At 42.7% G+C, this 23,400-nt stretch carries 13 protein-coding genes and 2 pseudogenes; 7 read left to right on the forward strand and 8 right to left on the reverse strand.

Features of this window, described 5'->3' with window-relative positions; translation table 11 throughout:
- Positions 1-437: 437 nt before the first annotated feature.
- On the forward strand, positions 438-1,511 hold the full coding sequence (locus RM347_RS13630) for a TIGR03032 family protein (protein WP_322718645.1): 1,074 nt from the start codon (positions 438-440) through the stop codon (positions 1,509-1,511).
- Positions 1,512-2,054: 543 nt separating this feature from the next.
- Complete coding sequence (locus RM347_RS13635; RefSeq protein ID WP_322718644.1) at positions 2,055-2,234, forward strand: hypothetical protein; 180 nt, start codon at positions 2,055-2,057, stop codon at positions 2,232-2,234.
- Between the two features lie 20 nt (positions 2,235-2,254).
- On the opposite strand, the gene RM347_RS13640 is transcribed toward RM347_RS13635, so the two are convergent.
- A complete protein-coding gene (locus tag RM347_RS13640) occupies positions 2,255-3,547 on the reverse strand; it encodes a dicarboxylate/amino acid:cation symporter (protein WP_322718643.1) in 1,293 nt (430 codons plus the stop codon).
- Between the two features lie 193 nt (positions 3,548-3,740).
- Here RM347_RS13640 and RM347_RS13645 point away from each other — a divergent pair, with 193 nt between their 5' ends.
- The gene (locus RM347_RS13645; RefSeq protein ID WP_322718642.1) at positions 3,741-6,371 is read left to right on the forward strand and encodes a DNA polymerase III subunit alpha; all 2,631 of its coding nucleotides are present in this window, start codon (positions 3,741-3,743) and stop codon (positions 6,369-6,371) included.
- A 151-nt stretch (positions 6,372-6,522) separates the two neighbouring features.
- On the opposite strand, the gene RM347_RS13650 is transcribed toward RM347_RS13645, so the two are convergent.
- Positions 6,523-8,241 (reverse strand): Rqc2 family fibronectin-binding protein, encoded by a 1,719-nt coding sequence (locus RM347_RS13650; protein WP_322718641.1) that lies wholly within the window; start codon positions 8,239-8,241, stop codon positions 6,523-6,525.
- A 579-nt stretch (positions 8,242-8,820) separates the two neighbouring features.
- Positions 8,821-10,056: pseudogene (locus tag RM347_RS13655) on the reverse strand (glycosyltransferase family 4 protein); the annotation flags it as partial.
- 868 nt (positions 10,057-10,924) lie between these two features.
- Here RM347_RS13655 and psaK point away from each other — a divergent pair.
- Positions 10,925-11,185: a photosystem I reaction center subunit PsaK gene (gene psaK / locus RM347_RS13660; RefSeq protein ID WP_322718640.1), complete on the forward strand. Its 261-nt coding sequence runs from the start codon at positions 10,925-10,927 to the stop codon at positions 11,183-11,185.
- Between the two features lie 400 nt (positions 11,186-11,585).
- On the opposite strand, the gene RM347_RS13665 is transcribed toward psaK, so the two are convergent.
- The 5 genes and pseudogenes from RM347_RS13665 to RM347_RS13685 form a co-directional block, all read right to left on the reverse strand.
- A complete protein-coding gene (locus RM347_RS13665) occupies positions 11,586-12,326 on the reverse strand; it encodes a DUF3891 family protein (protein WP_322718639.1) in 741 nt (246 codons plus the stop codon).
- Positions 12,327-12,676: 350 nt separating this feature from the next.
- Positions 12,677-13,369, reverse strand: coding sequence for a manganese catalase family protein (locus RM347_RS13670; protein WP_322718638.1), 693 nt, complete (start codon positions 13,367-13,369; stop codon positions 12,677-12,679).
- Positions 13,370-13,542: 173 nt separating this feature from the next.
- A pseudogene (locus tag RM347_RS13675) lies at positions 13,543-13,843 on the reverse strand (GlsB/YeaQ/YmgE family stress response membrane protein).
- 436 nt (positions 13,844-14,279) lie between these two features.
- A complete protein-coding gene (gene hemN / locus RM347_RS13680; RefSeq protein WP_322718637.1) occupies positions 14,280-15,662 on the reverse strand; it encodes an oxygen-independent coproporphyrinogen III oxidase in 1,383 nt (460 codons plus the stop codon).
- Positions 15,663-15,800: 138 nt separating this feature from the next.
- The gene (locus RM347_RS13685) at positions 15,801-16,517 is read right to left on the reverse strand and encodes a heme oxygenase (biliverdin-producing) (RefSeq protein WP_322718636.1); all 717 of its coding nucleotides are present in this window, start codon (positions 16,515-16,517) and stop codon (positions 15,801-15,803) included.
- A gap of 322 nt (positions 16,518-16,839) precedes the next feature.
- On the opposite strand from RM347_RS13685, the gene RM347_RS13690 reads away from it, so the two are divergent.
- From RM347_RS13690 to RM347_RS13700, 3 genes are all read left to right on the forward strand, one after another.
- Complete coding sequence (locus RM347_RS13690; RefSeq protein ID WP_322718635.1) at positions 16,840-19,485, forward strand: tetratricopeptide repeat protein; 2,646 nt, start codon at positions 16,840-16,842, stop codon at positions 19,483-19,485.
- 207 nt (positions 19,486-19,692) lie between these two features.
- The gene (gene acsF, locus RM347_RS13695; protein WP_322718634.1) at positions 19,693-20,769 is read left to right on the forward strand and encodes a magnesium-protoporphyrin IX monomethyl ester (oxidative) cyclase; all 1,077 of its coding nucleotides are present in this window, start codon (positions 19,693-19,695) and stop codon (positions 20,767-20,769) included.
- Between the two features lie 361 nt (positions 20,770-21,130).
- The gene (locus tag RM347_RS13700) at positions 21,131-23,398 is read left to right on the forward strand and encodes a DUF1796 family putative cysteine peptidase (RefSeq protein ID WP_322718633.1); all 2,268 of its coding nucleotides are present in this window, start codon (positions 21,131-21,133) and stop codon (positions 23,396-23,398) included.
- The last annotated feature ends 2 nt before the right edge of the window (positions 23,399-23,400 follow it).

The raw sequence follows: 23,400 nt of genomic DNA on the forward strand, positions 1-23,400 counted from the left end.
AGTTGCTAAAGGGACTTTCAGAAAATAAATTATCCAATTTACTCAGATAATATTTTTCTTTCTCCCCTGCCCCCTGCCTACACAGCGATAGGATATTTTTTAGTTGGAAGTCCCAAATCATCCAGCTTTCTCTGCAATGCCGGAAATTTCAGTTATCTACGAGTTGATCTATCTTTAGACAGTTGTTCGAGATTTTTAAGTTTTAGATTATACACAATATATTTTTGTATTACAAAACCATCTCTTGTTTTAAAGGCACTCCGACACTACTCTGGTAAATTTCTGAAATAAAGAACCACTGACTATGAACTGTATTGAGAGCGATCGCTCAGTGCAGCCGACGTCCAACAGTAGGAACATTGAGTCTAAGGTTGTTTCTGCCCTGCGGCGAAATTTTTATCGCCTAAACACCAGAGTTATCAAGGAGTCTAAGCTAAGTGAATTCCAATGACAACAACACTGATAAACCATCTCTAGAAATCAATGCTTCTCGCCAGTTTACCGCTTGGCTGTATGAGCAAAACCTCAGTTTATCCTTCAGTACCTATCAAGCGGGGAAGTTATTCTTCATTGGCTTGCAACCAAACGGCAAATTATCTGTATTTGAACGTAGCTTTGAGCGCTGTATGGGGTTATATGCCAATGGCAACAGCCTCTACATGAGTTCCCTGTACCAACTGTGGCGATTTGAAAATATCATCCAACCTGGACAAAGCCACCAAGGCTACGATGCTCTCTATTTGCCCCAGGTGAGTTATGTGACGGGAGATTTGGATATTCACGATATCGCTTTAAGTAAAGCAGAAGATAAAGATTTAAATCCACAAAAATTATTATTTGTCAATACTTTATTTAGTTGTTTGGGAACAGTTAGCGAAACCCACAGTTTCGTTCCTTTATGGCAGCCAACTTTTATCAGCAAACTAGCGGCAGAAGATAGATGTCACCTGAATGGGTTGGCAATGCAGCAAGAAAAACCCAAATACGTTACTGCTGTCAGCCAATCGGACGTAGCAGAAGGCTGGCGGGAGCATCGGGGAAATGGGGGCTGTGTCATTGATGTAGAAAGCAATGAAATCGTGTTGCAGGGGCTGTCTATGCCCCATTCCCCACGCTGGCATCAGCAAAAACTCTGGCTGCTCAACTCAGGTACGGGCGAGTTTGGCTTTGCCGACTTAAAGCGGGGAGTATTTGAACCAGTCGCCTTCTGTCCAGGATATCTGCGCGGTTGTGTATTTTATGGCAACTTTGCAGTAGTCGGAATTTCCCAACCCAGGCATAACAAAACCTTCAGCGGCTTGGCTTTGGACGAGAAATTGCACCAGAAAAACGTTGAGCCTCGCTGTGGGTTACTAGTGATTGACTTGAGAAGCGGCGATATTGTCCATTCCCTGCGAATAGAAGGAGTGGTGCTGGAATTGTACGACGTAGTAGCACTTTTGGGCGTACGTCGTCCAATGGCGATCGGATTTCGCAGCGACGAAATTCGGCGGGTGATAACGGTGGGATGAGAACCAATTCAAAATTAAGAGGAATCAACATTAGGGACTTCCAGAAAATAAATTATCCAAATTTACTCAGATAAGATTTTTCTTTCTCCCCCTGCTCCCTGCTCCCTCTTCCCCCTATCCCCAAAGGGGGCCCCGAGTCCCCCTGCCTCCACAGCAATAGGATATTTTTTTAGTTGGAAGTCCCACCTAATAACTAGCCCTTTAGTAACAAAATCGCAAGTCTTCTGAAACAGGACTTATTAATTGCCTAAGTCCTGTTTCATTACAGTTGGGCTAAGACAATTAACCTAGCATTAATCTATGTAGAGACGCAAAATTTCGCGTCTCTACATGCTTTTCACAAGATGTGGAATCAGAAAAATGGTGGGTGCAATTTCAGTATTAAAGCGGAAACAACATTAATTCACTTGGTGAAATTCCGCAATTGCCACCAGGACAATTGCAAAAACACAGTGTAGTCTTTAACTAGAAAAACAGTATTAGGCAATTGCTAGACAAAATGCCAACTATGGCCGCTAAACATTTATAATATTTGTTGTTCTTATGACTCCAAAACACACCAAAATTCAATTTCCCCTTTGGCAGTATCTGAACCAGCCTTTATTTAGTCGTGATACTAAATTAGTATTAAATCCCCAACGCTTTGCATTGATCTGGCGGCTTCGACTTTTAGAACGCTGCTGGGCTAAAGAATGTGATGCCAAAGGGCCTCAACAGCATTAGCTACCTGAAAAGCCGTCAAACTAAGCCTCGTCTACAGAACGAGGCTTTTTGCCGTCAAGTAAAGCACTCACAGTCATATCTCCCATGACATTAATCGCGGTGCGGCAGCGATCTAGAAACCAGTCTATGGTAACTAGCAAAGCAATGTACTGGGTAGGTAAGCCTACAGAAGTGAACACCAGTGTCATCGTTACCAGTCCAGCATTGGGAATATTTGCCGCACCTACCGATGCAAAAATTGAGGTAAGGATGACAATTAACTGCTGTCCCAGACTCAGATGTTGCCCAATTAGTTGGGAAATGTACAACGCAGACATTGCTTCATAGAGGGCAGTGCCATCATTGTTGAAATTTGCCCCGACTAATGCCCCCAAGGCAGCAGAAGATTCCCTTAAACCAACTTTTGTTTGCAAAACCTCAAAGGTTATGGGCATTGCCGCCGCAGAGGAAGAAGTCGAGAAAGCTGTCAAAAAGGCATCAGAACCGCCAGCTAGGAATTTTAGCGGGGGTACCCAAGAACCAAATTTTACTCTGGTGAGGTAATAGCACGCCTGTAATGCCAGTGCTAACAGCACCGCCAGGATAAATGCACCCAAAGATTTAAACGGTGCAAATCCTTGCATAGCAACTGTTTTAGCAACAATCCCAAAAACGGCGAAAGGCACTAAGGCAATTACCCAGTTGAGGACACGGACTACCGCTTCAAATAAAATTCCGATGACATCCTCAATTGGCTGGTATCCGTTCTTCCCTTGGGCGATTTGTTCAGATTTTAATCCCCGCAGGACGATGCCAAAACTTAGGGCAATTACAATCAGTTGGATGACATTATTATCAACTAATGGCTTGAGGACAGCTTCCGGGACAGCATCTTTGAGTATTCCCCAAGGGTCAAGACTCTGAGCAGTTATTTCTGTACTTGTTGAGGTGGCTACATTGCCCCAAGTTCCCGGACGCAACACATTCGCTACGAAAAGTCCCACTAAAATAGCTACGGTAGTGTTAGTTAAAAGTAGCACTGCCAGTCGCCGTCCGGCTGTACCGGGGATATTCGTAGTCATTAACGTATGCAGCACCGCTACCAGAATCAGCGGCGTAGCCAAGGCGCGGAGAGCCTTTAGCACCAATTCAGCCGGAATTGCTAAATTGTTGATTAAGGTGGCATTGCTGGGATTGGGATTCCCCGCACCAAGGGCAATTCCAACGCTGACTGCGGCTACTAGGGCGATGAGAATTTGCAATGTGAGAGGGATACGCTGCCACCAAGGGCGAGCTTTGGTTTCAGGCGAAGTAGTACTCTCTTTTTGACTCATTAGTTAGATGCTGATTAACTGCTGTAACTATTAAAACAACACTGATGACAGTGACAATTTCGGAAAAAGAACAGCTTTAATTTTAGTTAAAAACTGTTAATCTAAGATTCCGTTGCTTTGCAAAATCTAGCTCGAAAGGGTATACCACAAGGTAGGCCCCTAGAGATATCTTGGCTTGTGGTTGGAGACGCTTATGTCCTTTGTCCCTTTACATATTCATAGTGACTACAGTCTGCTCGATGGGGCAAGTCAGCTACCAGAGTTGGTGGATCAAGCGATCGCACTGGGAATGAAAGCGATCGCCCTTACCGATCATGGTGTCATGTATGGAGCCGTTGAACTGATCAAAATCTGCCGTAGTCAAAATATTAAGCCGATTATCGGCAATGAAATGTATGTAATTAACGGCGATATTGAGAAACAAGAACGCCGCCCCAAATATCATCAAGTAGTTTTAGCTAAAAATACCAAAGGTTACAAAAATTTAGTCAAATTAACCACAATTTCTCACCTCCAAGGTGTTCAAGGCAAAGGAATTTTTTCTCGTCCTTGTATTAATAAAGATTTATTAAAAGAATATCATGAAGGCTTGATTGTCACCAGTGCTTGTCTAGGTGGAGAGGTTCCCCAAGCGATTCTTAGTAATAGACCAGATGCAGCCAGAAAAGTTGCTCAGTGGTATAAAGATGTATTTGGTGATGATTATTATTTAGAAATTCAAGACCACGGCTCCCAAGAAGACCGAATTGTCAATGTTGAAATTGTCAAAATTGCGCGGGAGCTAGGGATTAAAATTGTTGCTACCAATGATTCGCATTTTATTTCTTGTTTTGACGTTGAAGCCCACGATGCTTTGCTATGTATTCAAACTGGCAAGCTAATTATTGAAGATAAACGGATGCGTTATAGCGGCACAGAGTATCTCAAGTCTGGTGAGGAGATGCGGCAGCTATTTCGTGACCATTTGCCGGATGATGTGATTGCAGAAGCGATCGCTACTACTGAAGAAGTCGCCGATAAAGTCGAGCCTTACCATATTATGGGTGAGCCTCAGATTCCTACACCTCCCATTCCTTCCGGTCATACTGCTGACACTTATGCCGAAGATGTTGCATGGCAAGGACTTTTAGAACGGTTAAATCGTAAATCTCGTCAGGAAGTCGATTCCGTCTATAAAGAAAGATTGGAATACGAACTGAAAATGATTCAGCAGATGGGTTTTTCCAAGTACTTTTTAGTTGTATGGGACTACATCAAATTTGCTAGAGATAATAATATTCCTGTGGGACCAGGTCGCGGTTCGGCGGCTGGTTCATTAGTTGCTTATGCGATGCGAATTACTAATATTGATCCTGTACATCATGGGTTACTATTCGAGCGCTTCTTGAATCCAGAACGGAAATCTATGCCTGATATTGATACAGATTTCTGTATTGAACAACGGGATAAAGTTATTGAATATGTAACTGAGAAATATGGTGCAGATAGAGTTGCCCAAATTATTACTTTTAACCGTCTAACTTCTAAAGCAGTTTTGAAAGATGTCGCCAGAGTATTAAATATTCCCTACGGGGAAGCTGACAAAATGGCGAAATTAATTCCTGTGGTGCGGGGGAAACCAACGAAACTCAAGGTGATGGTTTCCGATAAAACTCCAGAACCAGAGTTTAAAGAGAAATATGATAAAGAACCCCATGTTCGCCATTGGCTTGATATGGCGATGCGAATTGAAGGAACTAACAAAACTTTTGGTGTTCATGCGGCGGGTGTAGTAATTTCCGCCGATCCACTTGATGAAATTGTGCCGTTACAGAAGAATAATGACGGTTCAGTAATTACCCAGTATTTCATGGAAGACCTGGAATCAATGGGTTTGTTGAAAATGGATTTTCTGGGTTTACGGAACCTGACGCTGATTCAAAAGACCGTTGATTTGATTCAAGAAACGAGAGGATATCGGGTTGATCCTGATGAAATTCCCCGCCAAGAAAGAAAAGCCCAAAGGATATTAGCTAAAGGCGAACATAGCAGTCTACCAAAAGATGTCCAAAAAACTTATGAATTATTAGAAGCAGGTGAGTTAGAAGGGATATTTCAATTAGAATCTTCTGGGATGCGTCAGATTGTGCGAGATTTGAAGCCTTCTAATATAGAAGATATTTCTTCTATTTTGGCACTTTATCGACCGGGACCATTAGATGCGGGACTGATTCCTAAATTTATTAACCGCAAACATGGTCGAGAAAAGATTGATTATCAACACCAAGTTCTGGAACCAATATTAGACGAAACTTATGGAATTATGGTCTATCAAGAGCAAATCATGAAAATTGCTCAGGATATGGCTGGATATTCTTTAGGACAAGCTGACTTGCTGCGTCGGGCAATGGGTAAAAAGAAAGTTTCTGAGATGCAAAAGCAGCGAGAAAAATTTGTAGATGGCGCAGCGAAAAATGGCGTTCAGAAAAAAGTTGCGGATGAATTATTTGAGCAAATGTTGAAGTTTGCAGAATATTGTTTAAGCTATGACACGGAAATATTGACAGTAGAATATGGATTAATGCCGATTGGAGAAATTGTCGAAAAAGGTATTGAATGCAGTGTGTACAGCGTTGATAATCATGGAAATATTTACACGCAACCTGTGGCACAGTGGCACGATCGCGGACAACAAGAGGTGTTTGAATATTGCTTGGAAGATGGTTCAATAATTCGGGCAACAAAAGACCATAAATTTATGACTGTCGATGGTCAAATGTTGCCAATTGATGAAATATTTGAACGCGAATTGGATTTGATGCGAGTAGATGGTTTACCGGAATGAGGGCAATACGGTTTGGTTGATGACAATTTTAGATCACCAAGATGCGATAAATCGCCGTCTCTACAAAACGATTGATTATTGTAGAGACGGCGATTCATCGCGTCTCTTGCCTTAACCGAACAGTATTGGGAATGAGGAGAGTAATTACGAATTATTTTAATTGTGGTTTTCCCCAAAGTATGGTTTCCTGCTTGTAAATGGCAATTCCCGGTTTTGCTCCTTTGGGTTTGTAGACGTGTTTTGGCTGAGTGTAAACTACTGGTACTTGTTCGCTCTGACGGGCGCGACTGTAATAAGCGGCAAGATTAGCTACAAATTGCAAATCAGCTTCTTCGGCAACAGCACCCGGTTCTAGACGTAGTAGCACATGGCTTCCTGGAATTTCTTGAGCGTGGAACCATAGGTCATAATCCCCAGCTACACGAAAGGTTAATTGGTCATTCTGGCGATTGTTGCGACCGATTAATACTTCAAAGCCACTGGGGGTAAGGTAACGATGAAAGTTGGTGCTGGGGGGTTCATTGGCACTGCGGCTGCGGTATTCTGGATCTTCCAGATACTTTTGGCCAATTAACTCTTCGCGGATTTCTTCTAAAGCTCGCAAATCTTCTGCTGTTTGGTAGTTATCTATTTGGCCGATCGCAGCTTCTACTTGTTCTAAATACTCAATTTCTGTCTGTACTTCCAATAGTAGCGGTTCCACGGCAGCACGAGCGCGTTTCAGCTTTTGGTGCTGCTTGTAAAGACTTTGGGCATTTTGGACGGCATTTTTATCTGGCTGGAGAGCGATCGCAACTGGCAAATTTGTATCAAAATCAGCAAGGATAATTTCCTTCATCCCCGGTTCCCAGTTTTGCAAATGAGCCATCAATAAATCAGCTTTTTGCCGATACTCATCGGCTCGATCTGATTGCTGCAAGCGCGTCTGAAAGGTTTGAGCTTTATTGCGTAATTTCGCCAGAATATTATTCAATTTCTGACTCAACTGATGGTGCAATTGGGAAAATAGCTGTTGGTCAATTTGGTTACTGTAATAGCGGTTAAGTAACTCCTGGATATTTTTGACCTTTTCAACTGCACCCCAACCCATTACGGTGTAACCATCTTTTGTCCAAGCAGGTTGAAATTCTTTGGAATCTAGGGCTTGCAGCCATTCTTGCCAACGCTCAAATAGCCGTCGCCAGTCGTCGGGGTTGAGAGTATCGGTGGATGTTTCTGGTGCGATATTTGCTTCTAACAGCATTAACTCTAGTAGTGCTGCACTCAAACCACTATAACTTTTGAGCAATTGCCGCTTGATTGCTCCTGGCACTAAACTTACCCGTTCTTGCCAACGTTCTTGAGATTCGCCCAAATTGGGGACAGTCCCAGTCAGTTTCGGTGGTGTTTCATAAGGTTGTCCGGTTTGGATGGGACGGACACTAGATTGTTGCTGACTGACTTGATGGGCGGCGGTGATAATTATATTGTTAGCGTCGGTGAGAATGACGTTGCTATACTTGCCCATGATTTCTGCATAGACATGATATAGGGCGCTTTCTCCAGGACGACGGGCAAATTGCAAATCAATAACACGCTCCCAAGGGGCGATCGCTTCAATAGCTACCAGTGCTAAACCACTCAATTGGTGTATCAGTTGTTGGCTAAAGGTAAAAGTATCTGGCGATCGCGGTGGCGGATCGCCGATACAAATATGTGCAGCTTGGGGATGCCAAGAAATCTGTAGCCAATCTCGCTGTTTCAGGGTGCGTAATGCCATAGCAATCGTGTAGCGATCGCGCTGGTAAACCTGTTCTAAGCGTGATGGTAGCCAGTTAGCGCGGATTTCGCTACAAGCAGCTGTGAGAGTGGTAAAGTCAACTGGTTGCAAAGCGATTACTTGTTAACATTCAAATGGTAGCGATCGCTATGCTTTTATTTTTGTTTAGTTAAAGCATAACAGACCTCAACTATCATAGCGGTTACTTGGTTTGGTGATAGCTGCGAATAAAAAAACACAGAAATTATCATAAGATAAGCTTCTGCGTTTAAGTAATAAGTTAGTTTTTTATACAGTTTGTTTTTGGTGTCGAGTTTTCCAAGCTCTAGCGATCGCTGCCAAACTTGAAGAAGAATTCAGTAGTCAGAATCACTCTCGTGGGAGACTTAAAGCGCTTTATTCAGAAGCTCGCTGACTCGTTAACACTGCCCTATCCACCACTCTCACACAATTCAATTCTAAATTCTGGCTCCTGACTCCTGAATTCTGTGAGGGTTAAACCCAAAATTTTATCCGAGTTACTCACTCACCATTATCTGTTATGCAAAAGCATTATTTAGCAGCTAAAACTGGCTTTTTTGCTGCTGACTGCACTAGTTCTGTGGTTGAGTGTACTAGTTCTTTTGTTGTTGATTGCACTAGTTCGGCGGTTGAGTGTACTAGTTCTTTTGCTGTTGACGCTACTGTTTGTGGCTGCAACAGTTGGGTGTAAAGTTCACTCAGTTGATTTGCGACACCATCCCAGCTAAACTTAGTTTCGACGCGCTTTCTACCAGCTTTACCCAATTCATCTCGCCATTCTGGACTTAAGAGAATTCGGTCAATAGCAGCTGCAAAGGCATCTACATCTTGCGGTGGAGCCAATAAACCAGTTTCTTCATTAACTACAGTAAACTGAAGTCCACCGACATCACTAGCCACAACTGGTGTACCGCTTGCCATCGCTTCGATCGCTACGAGTCCAAAGGGTTCGTAATGACTGGGAACAACGCAAACATCAGCAGCTGCGTAATAAGTTGGCAAAATATCTTGACTCAGACGACCGGCAAAAGTGGTAAAGTCACTCATCCCCAATTCGTTGACGATTTGCTCAATGCGATCGCGCTCAATTCCGTCGCTGTTACCTGGAGTACTACCACCACCAATAATTAGCTGGAGATTCTTGGAGTCGCGTAGCCCAGACTGATTTACTGCCCGCACTAAGGTTTCTATCCCTTTGCGTGGATCAAAACGTCCTACGTATAATACAACTTTGGCATCTTTGTCAATTCCTAATTCAGCCCTGGCTGCTTCTCGTGCAATCGAACCAAACCGCTGAATATCTGTACCGCAGGGAATGATGTCGATATTGCCTTTTGTGGAAACTAGCGATCGCATGTGTTGCTGTTCTTGCGGACTTGTCGCTACAATTCGCTCTGCTTTTTCCAACACTTCTTTTTCCACTGCTAATCGCTGACTAGCAATCAGAGGAATATCTTCTATAGTGTTGTACTTGACTGCTCCTAAAGAGTGGTAGGTGTGAACCTGTTTACTCTTTTGGATTTTCTTTAACTCCATCCCCACCCAACTAGAGAGCCAATAGTTAGTATGAACTAACTCGTATGTAACATCGTTTTTTACTTGAAATTTAAGGAAATTATCCACAAATTCTGGCAGATATTCAAAAATTTCATCTCGCGGCACAAACTCAAGGGGGCCAGCTTTTAAACGAATAGTTCGACAATTGTCGCTATGTTCAACAATCGAGTCTTGCTCCAGACTCACCTTGCGGGTAAACATATCAACTTGCCATCCTAGCTGCGCTAGTGCTTCACCTACGTGGCGCACATAAACATTTTGTCCCCCAGCTTCTTCTTTCCCTATTTCAATCGCCGGGTCTCCGTGGACGGAAATCAAGGCGATACGTTTTTCGGTGGTAGAGTTCATAGTTTGTGTGTTGCTGATTTTAACAAAGTTTTAGGCTGTTCCAAGTGCGTGTTTAATAGCACGCTTACCTGAATTGTTTAGGAACTTTGATTAATATTGATTTTAATTTACTATGTCTAATATTTTTTTACATCTTCTACCAGAAGTATACTTTCAGATTAAATATTTGTATTTAATTTCTTTAGATATAGGAAATTGTTATACTTGCATCTCATCCTTTTGATGGATGAAAATTATATTTTTTTATCTGTTTTGTGCAGATACAATTCTATAGATAGATGCATTGACATGAGTTCGATGAAGTTACAGTAGGAGTTACGAGTTACGAGTAAAGAAGGTTTTTTATCAGGCTTGTAGACCAAAGCACTGTGCCTCACTAACTTGCCATCCCCTGTAAAAAGCAGTTGCAGGCAGAGTAGGTAAACCTTTTAGGTCAATATCTAAAGAAGTTTATTTTCCTGGGAGCTGTAAGTAACCAGCCCTAGCTAAAAGATTGTCCACGAATTTTCAAAGATTTTGAGATAATTTGTCTTAAAATTGACTAAAAAATTTAACTGCCGCTGCGATCGCTAAATAACTTACTGCTGATATTTTGTGTTAGTTTTTTATAAAAAATCTTGTCATTAATATCTATTAGTTCCCCTTTAACTTTAAAAATTAAGTATAAATAAGAACTAAAATATTACTTACTTCGGACATTGAAGTTCAAACCAGTTACCACAGTCAACTCACCTCGTTGAACTCTTGTTGTATTAAGTAGTAAGAATAACTGTTAAATATTGATGCAAAATTGGGTACTTTCTGGAATTTGCTTCGGAAAGTTTCAGATTATGTTTTCAACCATTAATAAATTTCAGGAGCAAATCAGGTGTTGACTTCAACCTTACTCGCTGCTGCAACCACACCTCTGCAATGGAGTCCTACAGTTGGACTGATTATGATTATCGCTAATATCATTGCCATTGCCTTTGGTAAATCTACCATCAAATATCCCAACGCAGAACCAAAGCTACCCTCAGCCAATTTCTTTGGTGGTTTTGGTTTACCAGCCCTTTTAGCAACTACCGCCTTTGGTCATATCTTAGGAGTGGGCACTATCTTAGGGCTGCATAACCTGGGAAGATTTTAGGTTCTTACCCAAGTTAGCCTTTATTTGATGATTCTTTTGTCTCCAGCTTTGAGTCAGAGAGTGTTAGTTCTCTGGCTCTTTTTTATTGAATACTGAGTTCTAATGTCTTAAATAGTGAGTGCAATCATAATATAACGTGAGTTCGATGAACTAAAAAACGGCAGGAGGAAGGGCCGGTAAGTCTTTAGAATAAATATCAAGTGAGGGTTTTGTAGGCAAATATGTATAGGCAATTAAGACTGTCATTGTAATTTCGGTGATGCCCATAGCTGGCTACATCTACGCATTTGTTATTTCAGCGATCGCATTTGTTACTTCAGCGATCGCATTTGTTATTGTGGTTGTAGTTTGAAAACACGCCCTAGTCCTAACCCTTGTCTTTTTTCCAGGTATGTGTAATCTAACTCTTAACGAATGTCCACTCTAGTACCTTGATGGGAGCTTCTTGTAGCGCTTGAGTTAGTTCGGTGCTGCTTTCAAATTTCACCTGGGAGAGGTCGCAGGCTTCGACGTTGACTGTAAATTTATCATCTTGGAAAGGCCAGGGTTCGACAACAACCAAGTTATCACTGCGCTTCATAATGTCATAGCGTTGACCTTCAGGGCCCTTGCTAATTTCTAAAAACCGCTCATCGTCAGGTAGTTCCTGCTGACATAAGATGAGAGAAAGGCGATCGCACCATTGCATAAATGCATAGGCTGCATCAACTTCCTCTTTTTTGATGCCCAGTTCTTTGCGCCAACGTTGCTGATTTTGAAGTTGTTCATCCAAAACTTTGTCTAGTTTTGAAGACTTACCCCGCCTTGGTTCATTTAAACGGCTGATGTGCATAGAAATTAATAGAGCCACCCATCGTCCACGGTAAAGGGCATTCTTTGCCAGTTCAGCCAATTTATCGACACCGACATCTGCATCGGCATCTGAGTTGAGGGTGAAGTCCTTTGGCGCACCCGCTTCAGTCAGAATATCTTCTTCCCACTCTTTTTCTAGGTCATCGTGATGAGAAATTGCCGCTAGCGTTTCATATAACCTTGCTGGGGCATTTTTACGTCGCCACTGTCCTGCCAGTTGAGCTGCTAACAAAGCATGAGCACGATGATAAATGACTTCCCAACCATTTGGCGTAGCGTTAACAATCACAAGTCAATCTCCTGATTCTGAGTTTTGATTTTGAGTTGAGTTAATTTCTGAAGTCAGAAATTTTGATGTAGACATTGAAGAGCGATCGCTCTGACTTCTTCAGTGTGGCTAAATATTTCTAGCCATAGTTAATTTTAACTTGAGTGTAATACCCAAATACTTAGCTGAAATTCCCGACTCTTCTAATAAGTCGGGAATCTTTTTGCCCACAAGATGTAGGTAGTTAAAAAGCCCAAAAATTGCTAAATAAGGTGGGACAAAGAGTCGACTAAATGATTGGGAGTTTTACAGAATATACCAAAAATCCCTTTACCTAAAATCACCCTATATTCTAACTGCAACCTATGGGATTAAGAGTGACTTGCTAGCGGATCAGCAATGTATTTGAATGTTGGCTCAGAATTCCAAGGGCCACGCTCATCTTTACCATCACCATTTGTAGATAGGTTGTAGTAAAGAGCAACAGTTTCATCTGGCTTAATATTACCAAAGAATGGATCTGTCAACTTTCCAAGTGAATCTAGAGCTTTCATAAACATCTGGGTATGAGAAATTTCTCGTGTTAGTAGATGCACTAAAGTCTCTTGGGTTCCTTTGTCAGTTGCCAACTTAATCAACTCTTCGTAAGTCTGACGAGCACCAGCTTCAGCTGCGAGGTTAGCTCTTAAATCACGCACTACATCTCCACCCTCATTCAAGTAACTTGCAGTCCAAGCATTACCTTGACTATCTAGAAAATGAGGCCCAATCCCACGGACTGCAAAGAGAGTACTCTTATAAGCCTCTGTTTGATCCGTATTCTTAGTATGAGCTTCAATGAGTTTACCAACCATTTCTAAATGGCTGAATTCCTCAATCGCAATATCTTGGAGCATGTCTTTAATTCCAGCATTTTCAACATGGAATGATTGAACCCAATATTGAAGTGCTGCACTAAGTTCTCCAGTAGCACCGCCAAACTGCTCTAAAAGTAACTGAGCAAAACGAGGGTTTGGTTCACTAACGTTAACTGCATGAATAGGCTCTTTTTTGTGAAAAAACATAGATTTACACTTCCAAAAATTATGATGTTACAAAATGGATCGGCTATTTTATTGTCTTTTAGTATTTTTCCAGACAGAGCTAATTTGACGTTTGATAGCTCTCTCAAACAGGTAAACTAGAAGACTAATAAAATACAGTAGTCATGTCAGTGTTGATAACTGCCAATCAGCGATTAGGCATTGCTGCTTCTTCTGATTAATCCCCATAAATAAATAGCAACAACTGCGCCAAGCACAGCCACTAAAATACCAGGAAGAGTTAAACCAGCGCCAGCCGCAGTAATTTGTAGAGTTCCTGTTCGTAGCAAGGTAAACAGACTTCCACCGATGAAAGCACCAATGATACCTAAAATCATTGTGGAGAGAATTCCACCACCTTGATAGCCAGGATAAATAGCTTTAGCGTAGGCATAGCCCGCCGTTAGGCATCGCACCTGCCAAAAGTCCTAAAACTACCCAAGCAATAATACTCATAACTGCCTCAACAATCTCACTTATATCTAAGTTATCAACTTTGATTCACAATTCTTTCTACCACATGGGATAAATACTAAATCCAAAAGTAAGACAAAATAGTTTATATCAAAATTAAATAAAAATTTGCATTCCTAGAATGAGAATGGTAACCAAAAGTTTTTTCTAGATTAAGATATAATTTATTAAATATAATATATTCATAGACCTGATTGGCTTTAGAAATAGGCGACACTAAAAAGCTAATTGATTTATATTATTTTATATCTATCTTCAGAAAGAAAAATTTTATCTAACTTTTTGGGGATGAAAAATTAAAACAGAAAATTTTGCTCACACTAATTCTTGTGAACATCGAATATATCATATTCCCTCAACCGTTATTTTTAAGGTAGATTGAGGGGATTATATATAGCCAACATTTGCAGAAGCGATCTCAAATGGCGCGGGAAAATTTTGTCTCTCGCGTTCTGGTGTGAGTATCAAATATGACGGCAATATTTCTGACTAGTAATCTACCAATATCTGTAATCTGGATTTGATTTTTTGATAAACTGACTAAACCATCGCCTTCTAGTGGTTTTAACGCCTCTAGTTCCTCGGAGAAATATTCATCAAAATTAATATGATATTTGTTTTCAATGTCTTGCTTATGAAGCTGAAAGTGAGACATAATTCCCATAATCACATCCCGTCTGATGATGTCATTCTGAGTAAGCTTAATACCTTTACTAACAGGTAAAGCACCTGCTGCAAGTGTCTGATAATAATCCTTTAATTCCTTGTGGTTTTGGGCATAAGCATCTTCTAGCATACTGATGGATGTGGCACCAAAACCAAAGAGTTCTGTCTCAGCGTGGGTAGTATAGCCCTGGAAGTTGCGTTTGAGAGTGCCATTGCGTTGAGCGATCGCTAGTTCGTCATTAGTTTTAGCAAAATGATCCATCCCAATAAATAAATATTGGTTATTTGTCAATTCTTCAATGGTCATTTTCAGAATCTCTAACTTTTCTTCTGCTGGAGGTAGCGCCTCTTGAGGAATATTTTTTTGCGTCGGTTTGAGCCACGGTACATAAGCAAAGTTAAAGACTACAATTCGATCGGGATCTAATTCGATAGTCTTTTTCAGGGTCTCCCGAAAAGTCTCGCGGGTTTGATAGGGTAAACCATAAATTAGGTCTACATTCACACTTTCAAACTTAGCTTCTTTGACCCAACTCATAACATCAAAGAGCATTTCTTCCGGCTGGACACGATTAACTGCTACTTGAACTTGGCTATTAAAATCCTGGATACCAAAACTAATGCGGTTAAACCCAATCTGTCTCAGAAAGAAAATGTAGTTTTTATCGATATAGCGGGGATTAATCTCAATTGAGATTTCTGCTTGTGGATCGATATTGAAATGACGATTGATGTTTTTCCATAAAAATTCTATTTGGTGACGATCCAAGTAATTAGGAGTACCGCCTCCCCAGTGGATTTGCAGCACTTTTCTGTCTGAATCGATTAAAGCTGCGGTGTTTTTGATGTCTTGAACCAAAGACTCCACATAAGGTTTAGCAATATTCTTGTTGTTGGAAATTACCGTATTACAGCCGCAGAAGTAGCAAGCACTTTGGCAAAAGGGGATGTGGAAATACAAAGAAAGAGGAGTTTTACGTTGATTCGAGGCTGCGATCGCGGCCTTAAAATCAGTTTCGGTGAATGTATCGCTTAACTCTGTAGCGGGCGGGTAACTGGTGTATCTAGGTGCACGAGTGTCGTACTTTTGAATCAGATCCAGATCAAACTTGACACCAGGTAATAGAAAAACCATTGAGTTGCTTTCCAATGAATGAGGGATGAGGGGAGCAGGGAGCAGGGGGCAGGGAGCAGGGAGCAGGGGGCAGGGGGAGAATAACAAATGACCAATGACAAATGACTAATGACTAATGACTAATGACTAATGACAAAATTAATTAGCCGCAGTTACTTCAGTACTACCTGAATTCTGGGAACGAGTGAGGCTATTAAACAGAACTTGACCGAGTGCTTTAATTAAACTTCCTTCTAACTCTTGAGCCATCTGTAAATTCAATCCAAAGGCATTATTAGCTTCTGCAACAATCCGTTCTGCTGTTATATCATCAACGGGTAATGCATTTAATGCCTGACGATACTTATCCTTAAATGCCTTTTTGTCAGGAATTTGCTCAAAATTGTAAAAGGATGTGCCCTCATAGCCAGAAAGCTTCAGGGCTGACTGGGCAACTTTTTGTAGCATTTGACCCCCAGAAAGATCGCCCATGTAGCGAGTGTAGGCATGACCTAGCAATAAGGCTGGTTCACTAGCAGAAATTTCCCGAATGCGGTCAATGTAGGTCTGGGTAGCAGGTGAGGGTGTAACTTGCTCTTTCCAATTATCCCCATAATAGAACACCATGTCTTTTTCGAGAGAGGATTGGCGATTAAGTTCGGGAAAGTAAACTGCACTAATCACAGGATGCTCTACATGACTATCTAATGCCGCTTCTAGTTCGCTGTAAACGTAATACAAGTTGCTTAAGAACTTGGCGAAGCAGTCTTTATCCACAACTCCTTTCAGAAAACATTTCATGAATCCCACATTTTCCGCCGATGTGTGGGCTTGTTGAGTTCCAGAGCGCAGTTTGATGGCTAGATTGCTACTCATTGTTGCTTCCTTCATATTCAAGCGCAAGGTTTCTGGGCAGTCACCGCCTCAGGATGCCTGCCAGGGCCAGCTAAAAGATTCTTATTCTAGGTTTAGACTGGATCTGCATCACTCTATCCAGCAAGTACCACTGCCGATGTAGATCCCAGCTATTTTCATTTTCACTAAGATTATTTAACTATTAATTTATATATAACTATAAAGATACTAATATTTATTTAACAGAGTATCACTCCCTCAGCGCATGGCTTACAACTTCGTTGTCACCCTGTGAGAGTGGGGCTAGAAAGTTGAAATTTTCCCCGCTCGAAGTCCTGCACCAATGAGTAACCCGACATCGACTTCCAAAGACTTCTTCATCAGTTATACCGGACGCGATCGCTCGTGGGCTGAGTGGATTGCCTGGGTGTTGGAGGAGGCTGGATATATAGTGGTGATTCAAGCATGGGACTTCCGAGTTGGTGGCAACTTTGTGCTGGATATGCAGCAAGCCACTATCCAAGCCAACCGGACGATTGCAGTTTTATCATCGCTCTACCTGGATAAACCCTTCCCTCAATCTGAATGGGCAGCCGCCTTTGCTCTAGACCCCACCAGTCAAAACTGTAAACTCATCCCCATCCGAGTAGAAGACTGCCATCCACCAGGGCTGTTGGCTCAGATTGTGCATGTAGATGTGTTTGACTGTGCTGAAGCAGAGGCACAACAACGACTTTTGGCAGCCATTCAAGAAGGTCGAATGAAGCCCAACCAGCGACCTCAGTTTCCAGGAAGAGCCAGTGAACGGCAGATACCAGCACACGTACCCTTTCCGGGAACCTCTGAAAATACACGCTTTACGCGATCGCTTTCTCACTATGATCCAGCGACTTGGGTGGGGCGTGACTCACTTATTAAAGCGCTCACCCAAAAGCTTCAGGAAGGATGCCGGATCTTAGCACTGAGAGGGATCACGGGTATTGGCAAGACGGTACTCGCAGAGCGGTTAGTGGTGGAAGTCTACGAGAATGGCGCACAGTTCCATCGTCTCAATTTCGATGACCGAGGACAGAGAAGAGACTTTATTAGTGGGGCGCTTTCCCTGTTACCGAAGCTGGGAGAAACGGTAACACTAGAAGACCAGAAAGACCCACAGAACGCACTTAATCACCTGTTGCAAACTCTGAGGAATAATCGATTTCTGGTGCAGATTGATTCGGTGGAGATGCTTTTACAGGGAGATGATCAGACTGGATGGAATGCGTTCGTAGATAACCTGTGGATGGAATTCTTTCACCAACTGCTGGCGGGGGAAGGCTGTCAAAGTCAACTCCTGCTCACAACTCAAGCTTTATCGGAAGAATTGGAGGAGGAGGGGGAGCGTTATCCCCGTTATTGGCATAGTCAGGATTTGGGTGGATTATCAGAACAAGAGCAGTTGCAGTTGTTTGAGAAGAATGGGCTGAAGCCTGATGGGTTAGGAACAGAGACCCTGAAGCGGATTGGCAAGCTGTATGAGGGTCATCCCCTGGTGATTCAGGTGATTGCGAGAGATATTCTAGATAAGCCTTTCAATGGCAATGTAGAGCAATACTGGCAGCGTTACCGAGCTGAATTTGATGAAATTGACCGCGATCCGCAACAGCAGAGAATATCGCCCCGTGCATTGCAACTGAGGGTAAAGCAACGGGTAGAAAAGTCGTTGCAACGCCTACCACTGGATGCTTATCAAATGCTTTGCCGCAGTTCAGTTTATCGCCGTCCAGTGCCAGAAGAATTTTGGGCGGCAATGTTGGGAAACCTGTCAGAAGATAAGCAGTGGGCAGCTATCAAGTTATTGAAGTCCCACAACTTGGTAGAAGAAGAGTTGAGAAGGGATGGGGTGCTTTTATTGCGCCAGCACAATCTGGTTAGGAGTGTAGCGCGTAGCTTTTTGAAAACGAATGAGGCACAGTGGCAAGAGGCAGAACGCACGGCTGCTCATGAATGGCTCATAGTCGAGCCAGAACTGAATGCACCCAATCTTGAGAAAGTACGGGGTTCTGTGGAAGCCTTTGACCATTATTGTCAGGTTGAGGACTGGGAGGAAGCCAAAACAATTCTGATTAACCAGAAGGTAGGCGATCAACTTCTGGGGTGGGGTTACTATCGGGAAATGCTTCCACTTTATAAGCGGATTCTCGGTAAGTTAGATGATTTAGTGGATGTGGTTTGTGAGAAAGGTATTGGGAATGCTTATTTATGGTCGAGTAACTATTCTCAAGCGATTGAAAACTTTCAGCAGAGTTTAACAACTGCCCGTAACATTGGCTATCGCCAAGGAGAAGGGGATGCACTGGGAGGGCTGGGCAATGTTTACTGGTCTCTGGGCAACTATCCTCATGCGATTGAATATTATCAGCAACAATTGACCATTACCCGTGATGTTGGTGATCGCCAGAGAGAAGGAGAGGCACTGAGCGGTCTGGGCATTGCTTACAGGTCTTTGGGCAACTATGAGCAAGCCATTAATTGCCTTCAGCAAAGTTTGACTATTGCCCGTGAAATTGCTCACCGACGGGCAGAAGGGGAGGCACTGGGCAATCTGGGCATTGCTTACAAGTCTTTGGGCAACTATGAGCAAGCCATTAATTGCCTTCAGCAAAGTTTGACTATTGCTCGTGAACCTGAAATGTATGATCGTGTGGTAGAAGGAATTTCACTGCTTGCTTGGGGCATAACACTGATCAATCTTGAGCAGTATTCAGAAGCTCAACAACACTTACAAACATCCCTGGAGATATTCAAAGAACTGGATGATCGGACTAATGAAGCCGAAGCCCTCCTGAGACTGGGAGAACTCCACCAAAAAACAGGACAGCAAGACTTAGCATGTGTCTTTTGCGCTCAAGCTTTGGCGATCGCCTCAAAACTGGGCATTCCCCTGGTCAAGCAGTGTGAAGAACTCCAAGCGATGCTAGCAGTCGATGCCGCAGCAGATACGCCCTGAATTTACCCACACATGCCACATTCCGGAGTTAGGTGAAAAATTCTTGCTAATTTCCAGGAATCACCAACTCTAAGCTAGATCCACCCCCTAAAACAGCAAATAGTAAGTTTATTTCTGACAATTTACTTTCAATAATTTAACTGATGTCCTCAATAGCCTATTTATGGTTATATAACTTTTGAGGCATAAAACAATAAAAGGATTCTTATGGTTAAGTCTCTGGAAACCTCCGAACCTGAGTTACTGAAGCCAGGTGTAAAAGCACCTGTTCAAGAAACATTATTAACACCCCGGTTTTACACTACTGACTTTGAAGCTGCGGCACAGTTGGATATTTCGGCGCAGGAGGCGGAGTTACTGGCAATTGTAGAGGAGTTACGAGCAGACTATAACCGTCATCACTTTGTCCGTGATGAAGAATTTCAACAGTGTTGGGATCACATTGACGGGGAAACACGCGCCGCTTTTATTGACTTTTTGGAACGTTCCTGCACATCAGAGTTTTCTGGATTTCTACTGTTCAAAGAATTATCGCGTCGTCTGAAAAACCGCAATCCCATTCTGGCAGAAGCCTTTAATTTTATGGCACGGGATGAAGCACGCCATGCAGGATTTTTGAATAAATCAATGGCAGACTTTAATCTTTCCCTTGACTTAAGTTATTTAACCAAAAATCGCACTTATACCTTCTTTCCGCCAGAGTGGATTATTTACACAGTCTACCTTTCCGAGAAAATTGGCTACTGGCGTTACATCTTGGTGTATCGCCACATGGAAAAACATCCAGAACACCAAATTTATCCGCTGTTTTGCAAGTTTGAAAGTTGGTGTCAGGATGAAAATCGACATGGAGATTTTTTCAAAGCGCTGCTGCGATCGCAACCTCAGCTATGGAACAATTGGAGAGCTAGATTGTGGGTACGCTTCTTTTTGCTGACAGTTTTTGCTACTCACACTTTGACGGTATTTGAACGCGCAACCTTTTATCAATCCATTGGGATAGACCCGCGCGAATATAATACTAGAGTCATTCAAGAGACGAATAACACTGCTGCACGGGCTTTTCCTCTGATTTTGAATACAAATCACCCAGAGTTTTTCCGACGGTTGGAGAAGTGTTCTGACCTTAATCTGAAACTAGCAGAGATTAACAAGAGCGAGCGCTCACCAATTGTAAAATTCTGCCAAAAATTACCCTTAATAGCCTCCATTGTTGGGCATTTATTGCAGACTTACCTAATCAAACCCGTTGATGCTGAATCATTGAGAGGGACAGTTCATTAAACATCTCCGAAAATTACGTAAGCACAATTCATGAATTGTACCTACGTAATTTTACATATTTTCAGTGCTGTTGAAGGAAAAATTTAACTTAACCTTATCCTTTTTTTGATTTTTTCTTAGTTGTATCAAGACTTTTAATACAATATATTTTATTTAATCACTATTAAATCTTCTATATAAATCCTAATTAATTTTTGAAAAACTTTACTGCTGGTAGCTTTGGATGATTTAAATCAGAGCTACAGTATACTTAACAGGATTAATACCGGATTATTAAGAGTTGTATGTGATATTGTCAAAACAGGTTTAAGGATTCAGCCTGACTGTTTGGTATCGTACTCACTAAATCAGGATAAACTCTATGTATCGATTCCAGATCAGTGCATACACTCAAACGGGCGAATCCATTGGTCTGGTCGGTTCTCTTCCAGAGTTGGGATTGTGGGACATCACCAAATGTGTGCACCTGCGTACAAGTGGCGATCGCTATCCTTTATGGTGGACAGATATAGAATTTGACATTCAACCGCCTTTAGAGTCAGGCGATGGACAGAGAGTTGAATATAAATATATACGTCTCGATGCAAACGGCAACGCCCGATGGGAGAGCTTACTAGATACAAATCGCTGGATTCCGATTGACCCTAACGATGATGCCAGCACAATTATTGTGGATGATGGCGCATTCAGTTATTTACAACCTTATCCCTTCGGATACATTGAGGAGCCTGCTGTCAGGATACCCCTAGATGAAAAGTCTGAAGGGTTAAAAATCGTGGTCATTGGCAGTTCCGTCGCATTAGGTCATAAAGCCTGGTTTTTGAAAGGTTGGGTCTGGTTATTGGCACAGGCTTTGCAGCAAAAATATGGGCACAAACTCGTGAATGTGTCGGAGGTAGGGGCAAATGTCAGCAGAACGAACGCTCGATTCCCCTGGTTTGTCACCCCAGAACAACCAGATATTGTGATTATTGCTCTGTCTCTAGGCAACGAAGGGTTAGCTTACTGTCCCCCTCACGAACGACGAGCAGTACAGCGACGGTTTGAAAGTGGCTTGCAGCAGCTTGTGAAAATGACGCGCGACATCGGAGCAATCCCAATTCTGGGCGGAGTCTATCCCAACGGTGATTATTCCCTGGAACATTACTCGCTGATACGAGACACACACAAACGAATGCTCAGTTGGGGCGTACCTGTACTGGATTGGTTGGCAGCCGTGGATGATGGACAAGGACGATGGAAAGCGGGGACATCCTTCGATCCGGCTCACCCTAATACAGTCGGTCATAGCCTCATGTATCAGCAGATCGACCACCACCTATTCGATATCAACAAAGACGGATTAGCAAAAGAAAAACAACGCTTCCAGCAACCGAATGAATTTCCCATCTACTTTGATAATGGGGGCTTTCATGTCTCTGTCTGTATTGAAGAGAAACGTTTACGAATCGTTAATTCATCAAAATACAGCTATACGATCGCTCCCTATTGGCAAGAACTACAAACTGCACTGCAAAGTAAGGCTGGATTGATATCAGGTATTTATATTGCAAAGAATACCAAGCCGGGGACGCTCCCCTTCTTTGCTGTAGAGGATGGTGTGATCGCAACCACAGTAGACATTCCCCCTGGTGCCGACGTAGAATATAGCGCCGCCTTCAATCTTTTTTCGCCAAACAACTCACAAGTTTTGTTCTATGACGGGCATCTGGGGATTTTGCAAGCGGACGAACGCCACCTCTGGGTGATTAACGAATCAGATAACGAGTACAACATCCAGCCGATGTGGACAGAGGTTTGCAACGCACTTAAAGCCGTGCCATCAGGTGTCTATGAAGATCCGCTTCATCCCGATGCCCCCTTTCGCACCATGATGATTGGCAATGATGGGCTAGAAAGTCGAGTGAAAGCACCACCTAAGTCTGCGGTGTTTTTCCAATACAAATGTCAGTTATCGGATCTCAGCCGTGTGGCGATTCTTCCCCTTGGCGATCGCTGTGCTGTCCGCATGATGCTGTATAAGATGGAGTACGATGGCCCCGCCTTTCCCTTTGATCTAACGCGCACCACGAATATTGCAGATGTTGCGGATGCCATCGAAAACGGTTTTTATGATATGTGGAATCCTGCCTTTCTGCACTACAGTCCCGATGCAGGCAGAATCTACCACAGTAAGTGGTCGGGTTTATCCTTTGCCCATGAAGTCGAGGAGACAGACGACCCTGTTCAAGATATGTCTCCCGTCCACGAACGGATGCGGGTTCGCTACACGGCACGCTCTGAAAGGTTTTGGTACGCACTGCGGCACTGTGACAAAGTACTTTTTGTTCGCACGGGAATTTGCGATCGCGGTGGTGTGATTGATCTGGTCAACAAGCTGCAAAAACAATGCCAGGGGAAGCCATTTCATCTCTTGCTTCTTTCTCCCCAAAGCGATGATGAGTTTTTAGACCTTCCCAATGTGCTGCACTACAATGTGGAGTTTAATCCCGATCGCATGTATGACGATTTGGGACACTGGATGTACTGCACAAAGGTGATGCGAGAAATTCTGGAATCCCTTGGTGTGTCCAGCAAAAACCTCTTTTGGTGCCCGCCCAAAACACCGAAGGATATGCCAAAAGGGTGAGA

This window comes from Nostoc sp. ChiQUE02, assembly GCF_034531305.2.
GTDB lineage: Bacteria > Cyanobacteriota > Cyanobacteriia > Cyanobacteriales > Nostocaceae > Nostoc.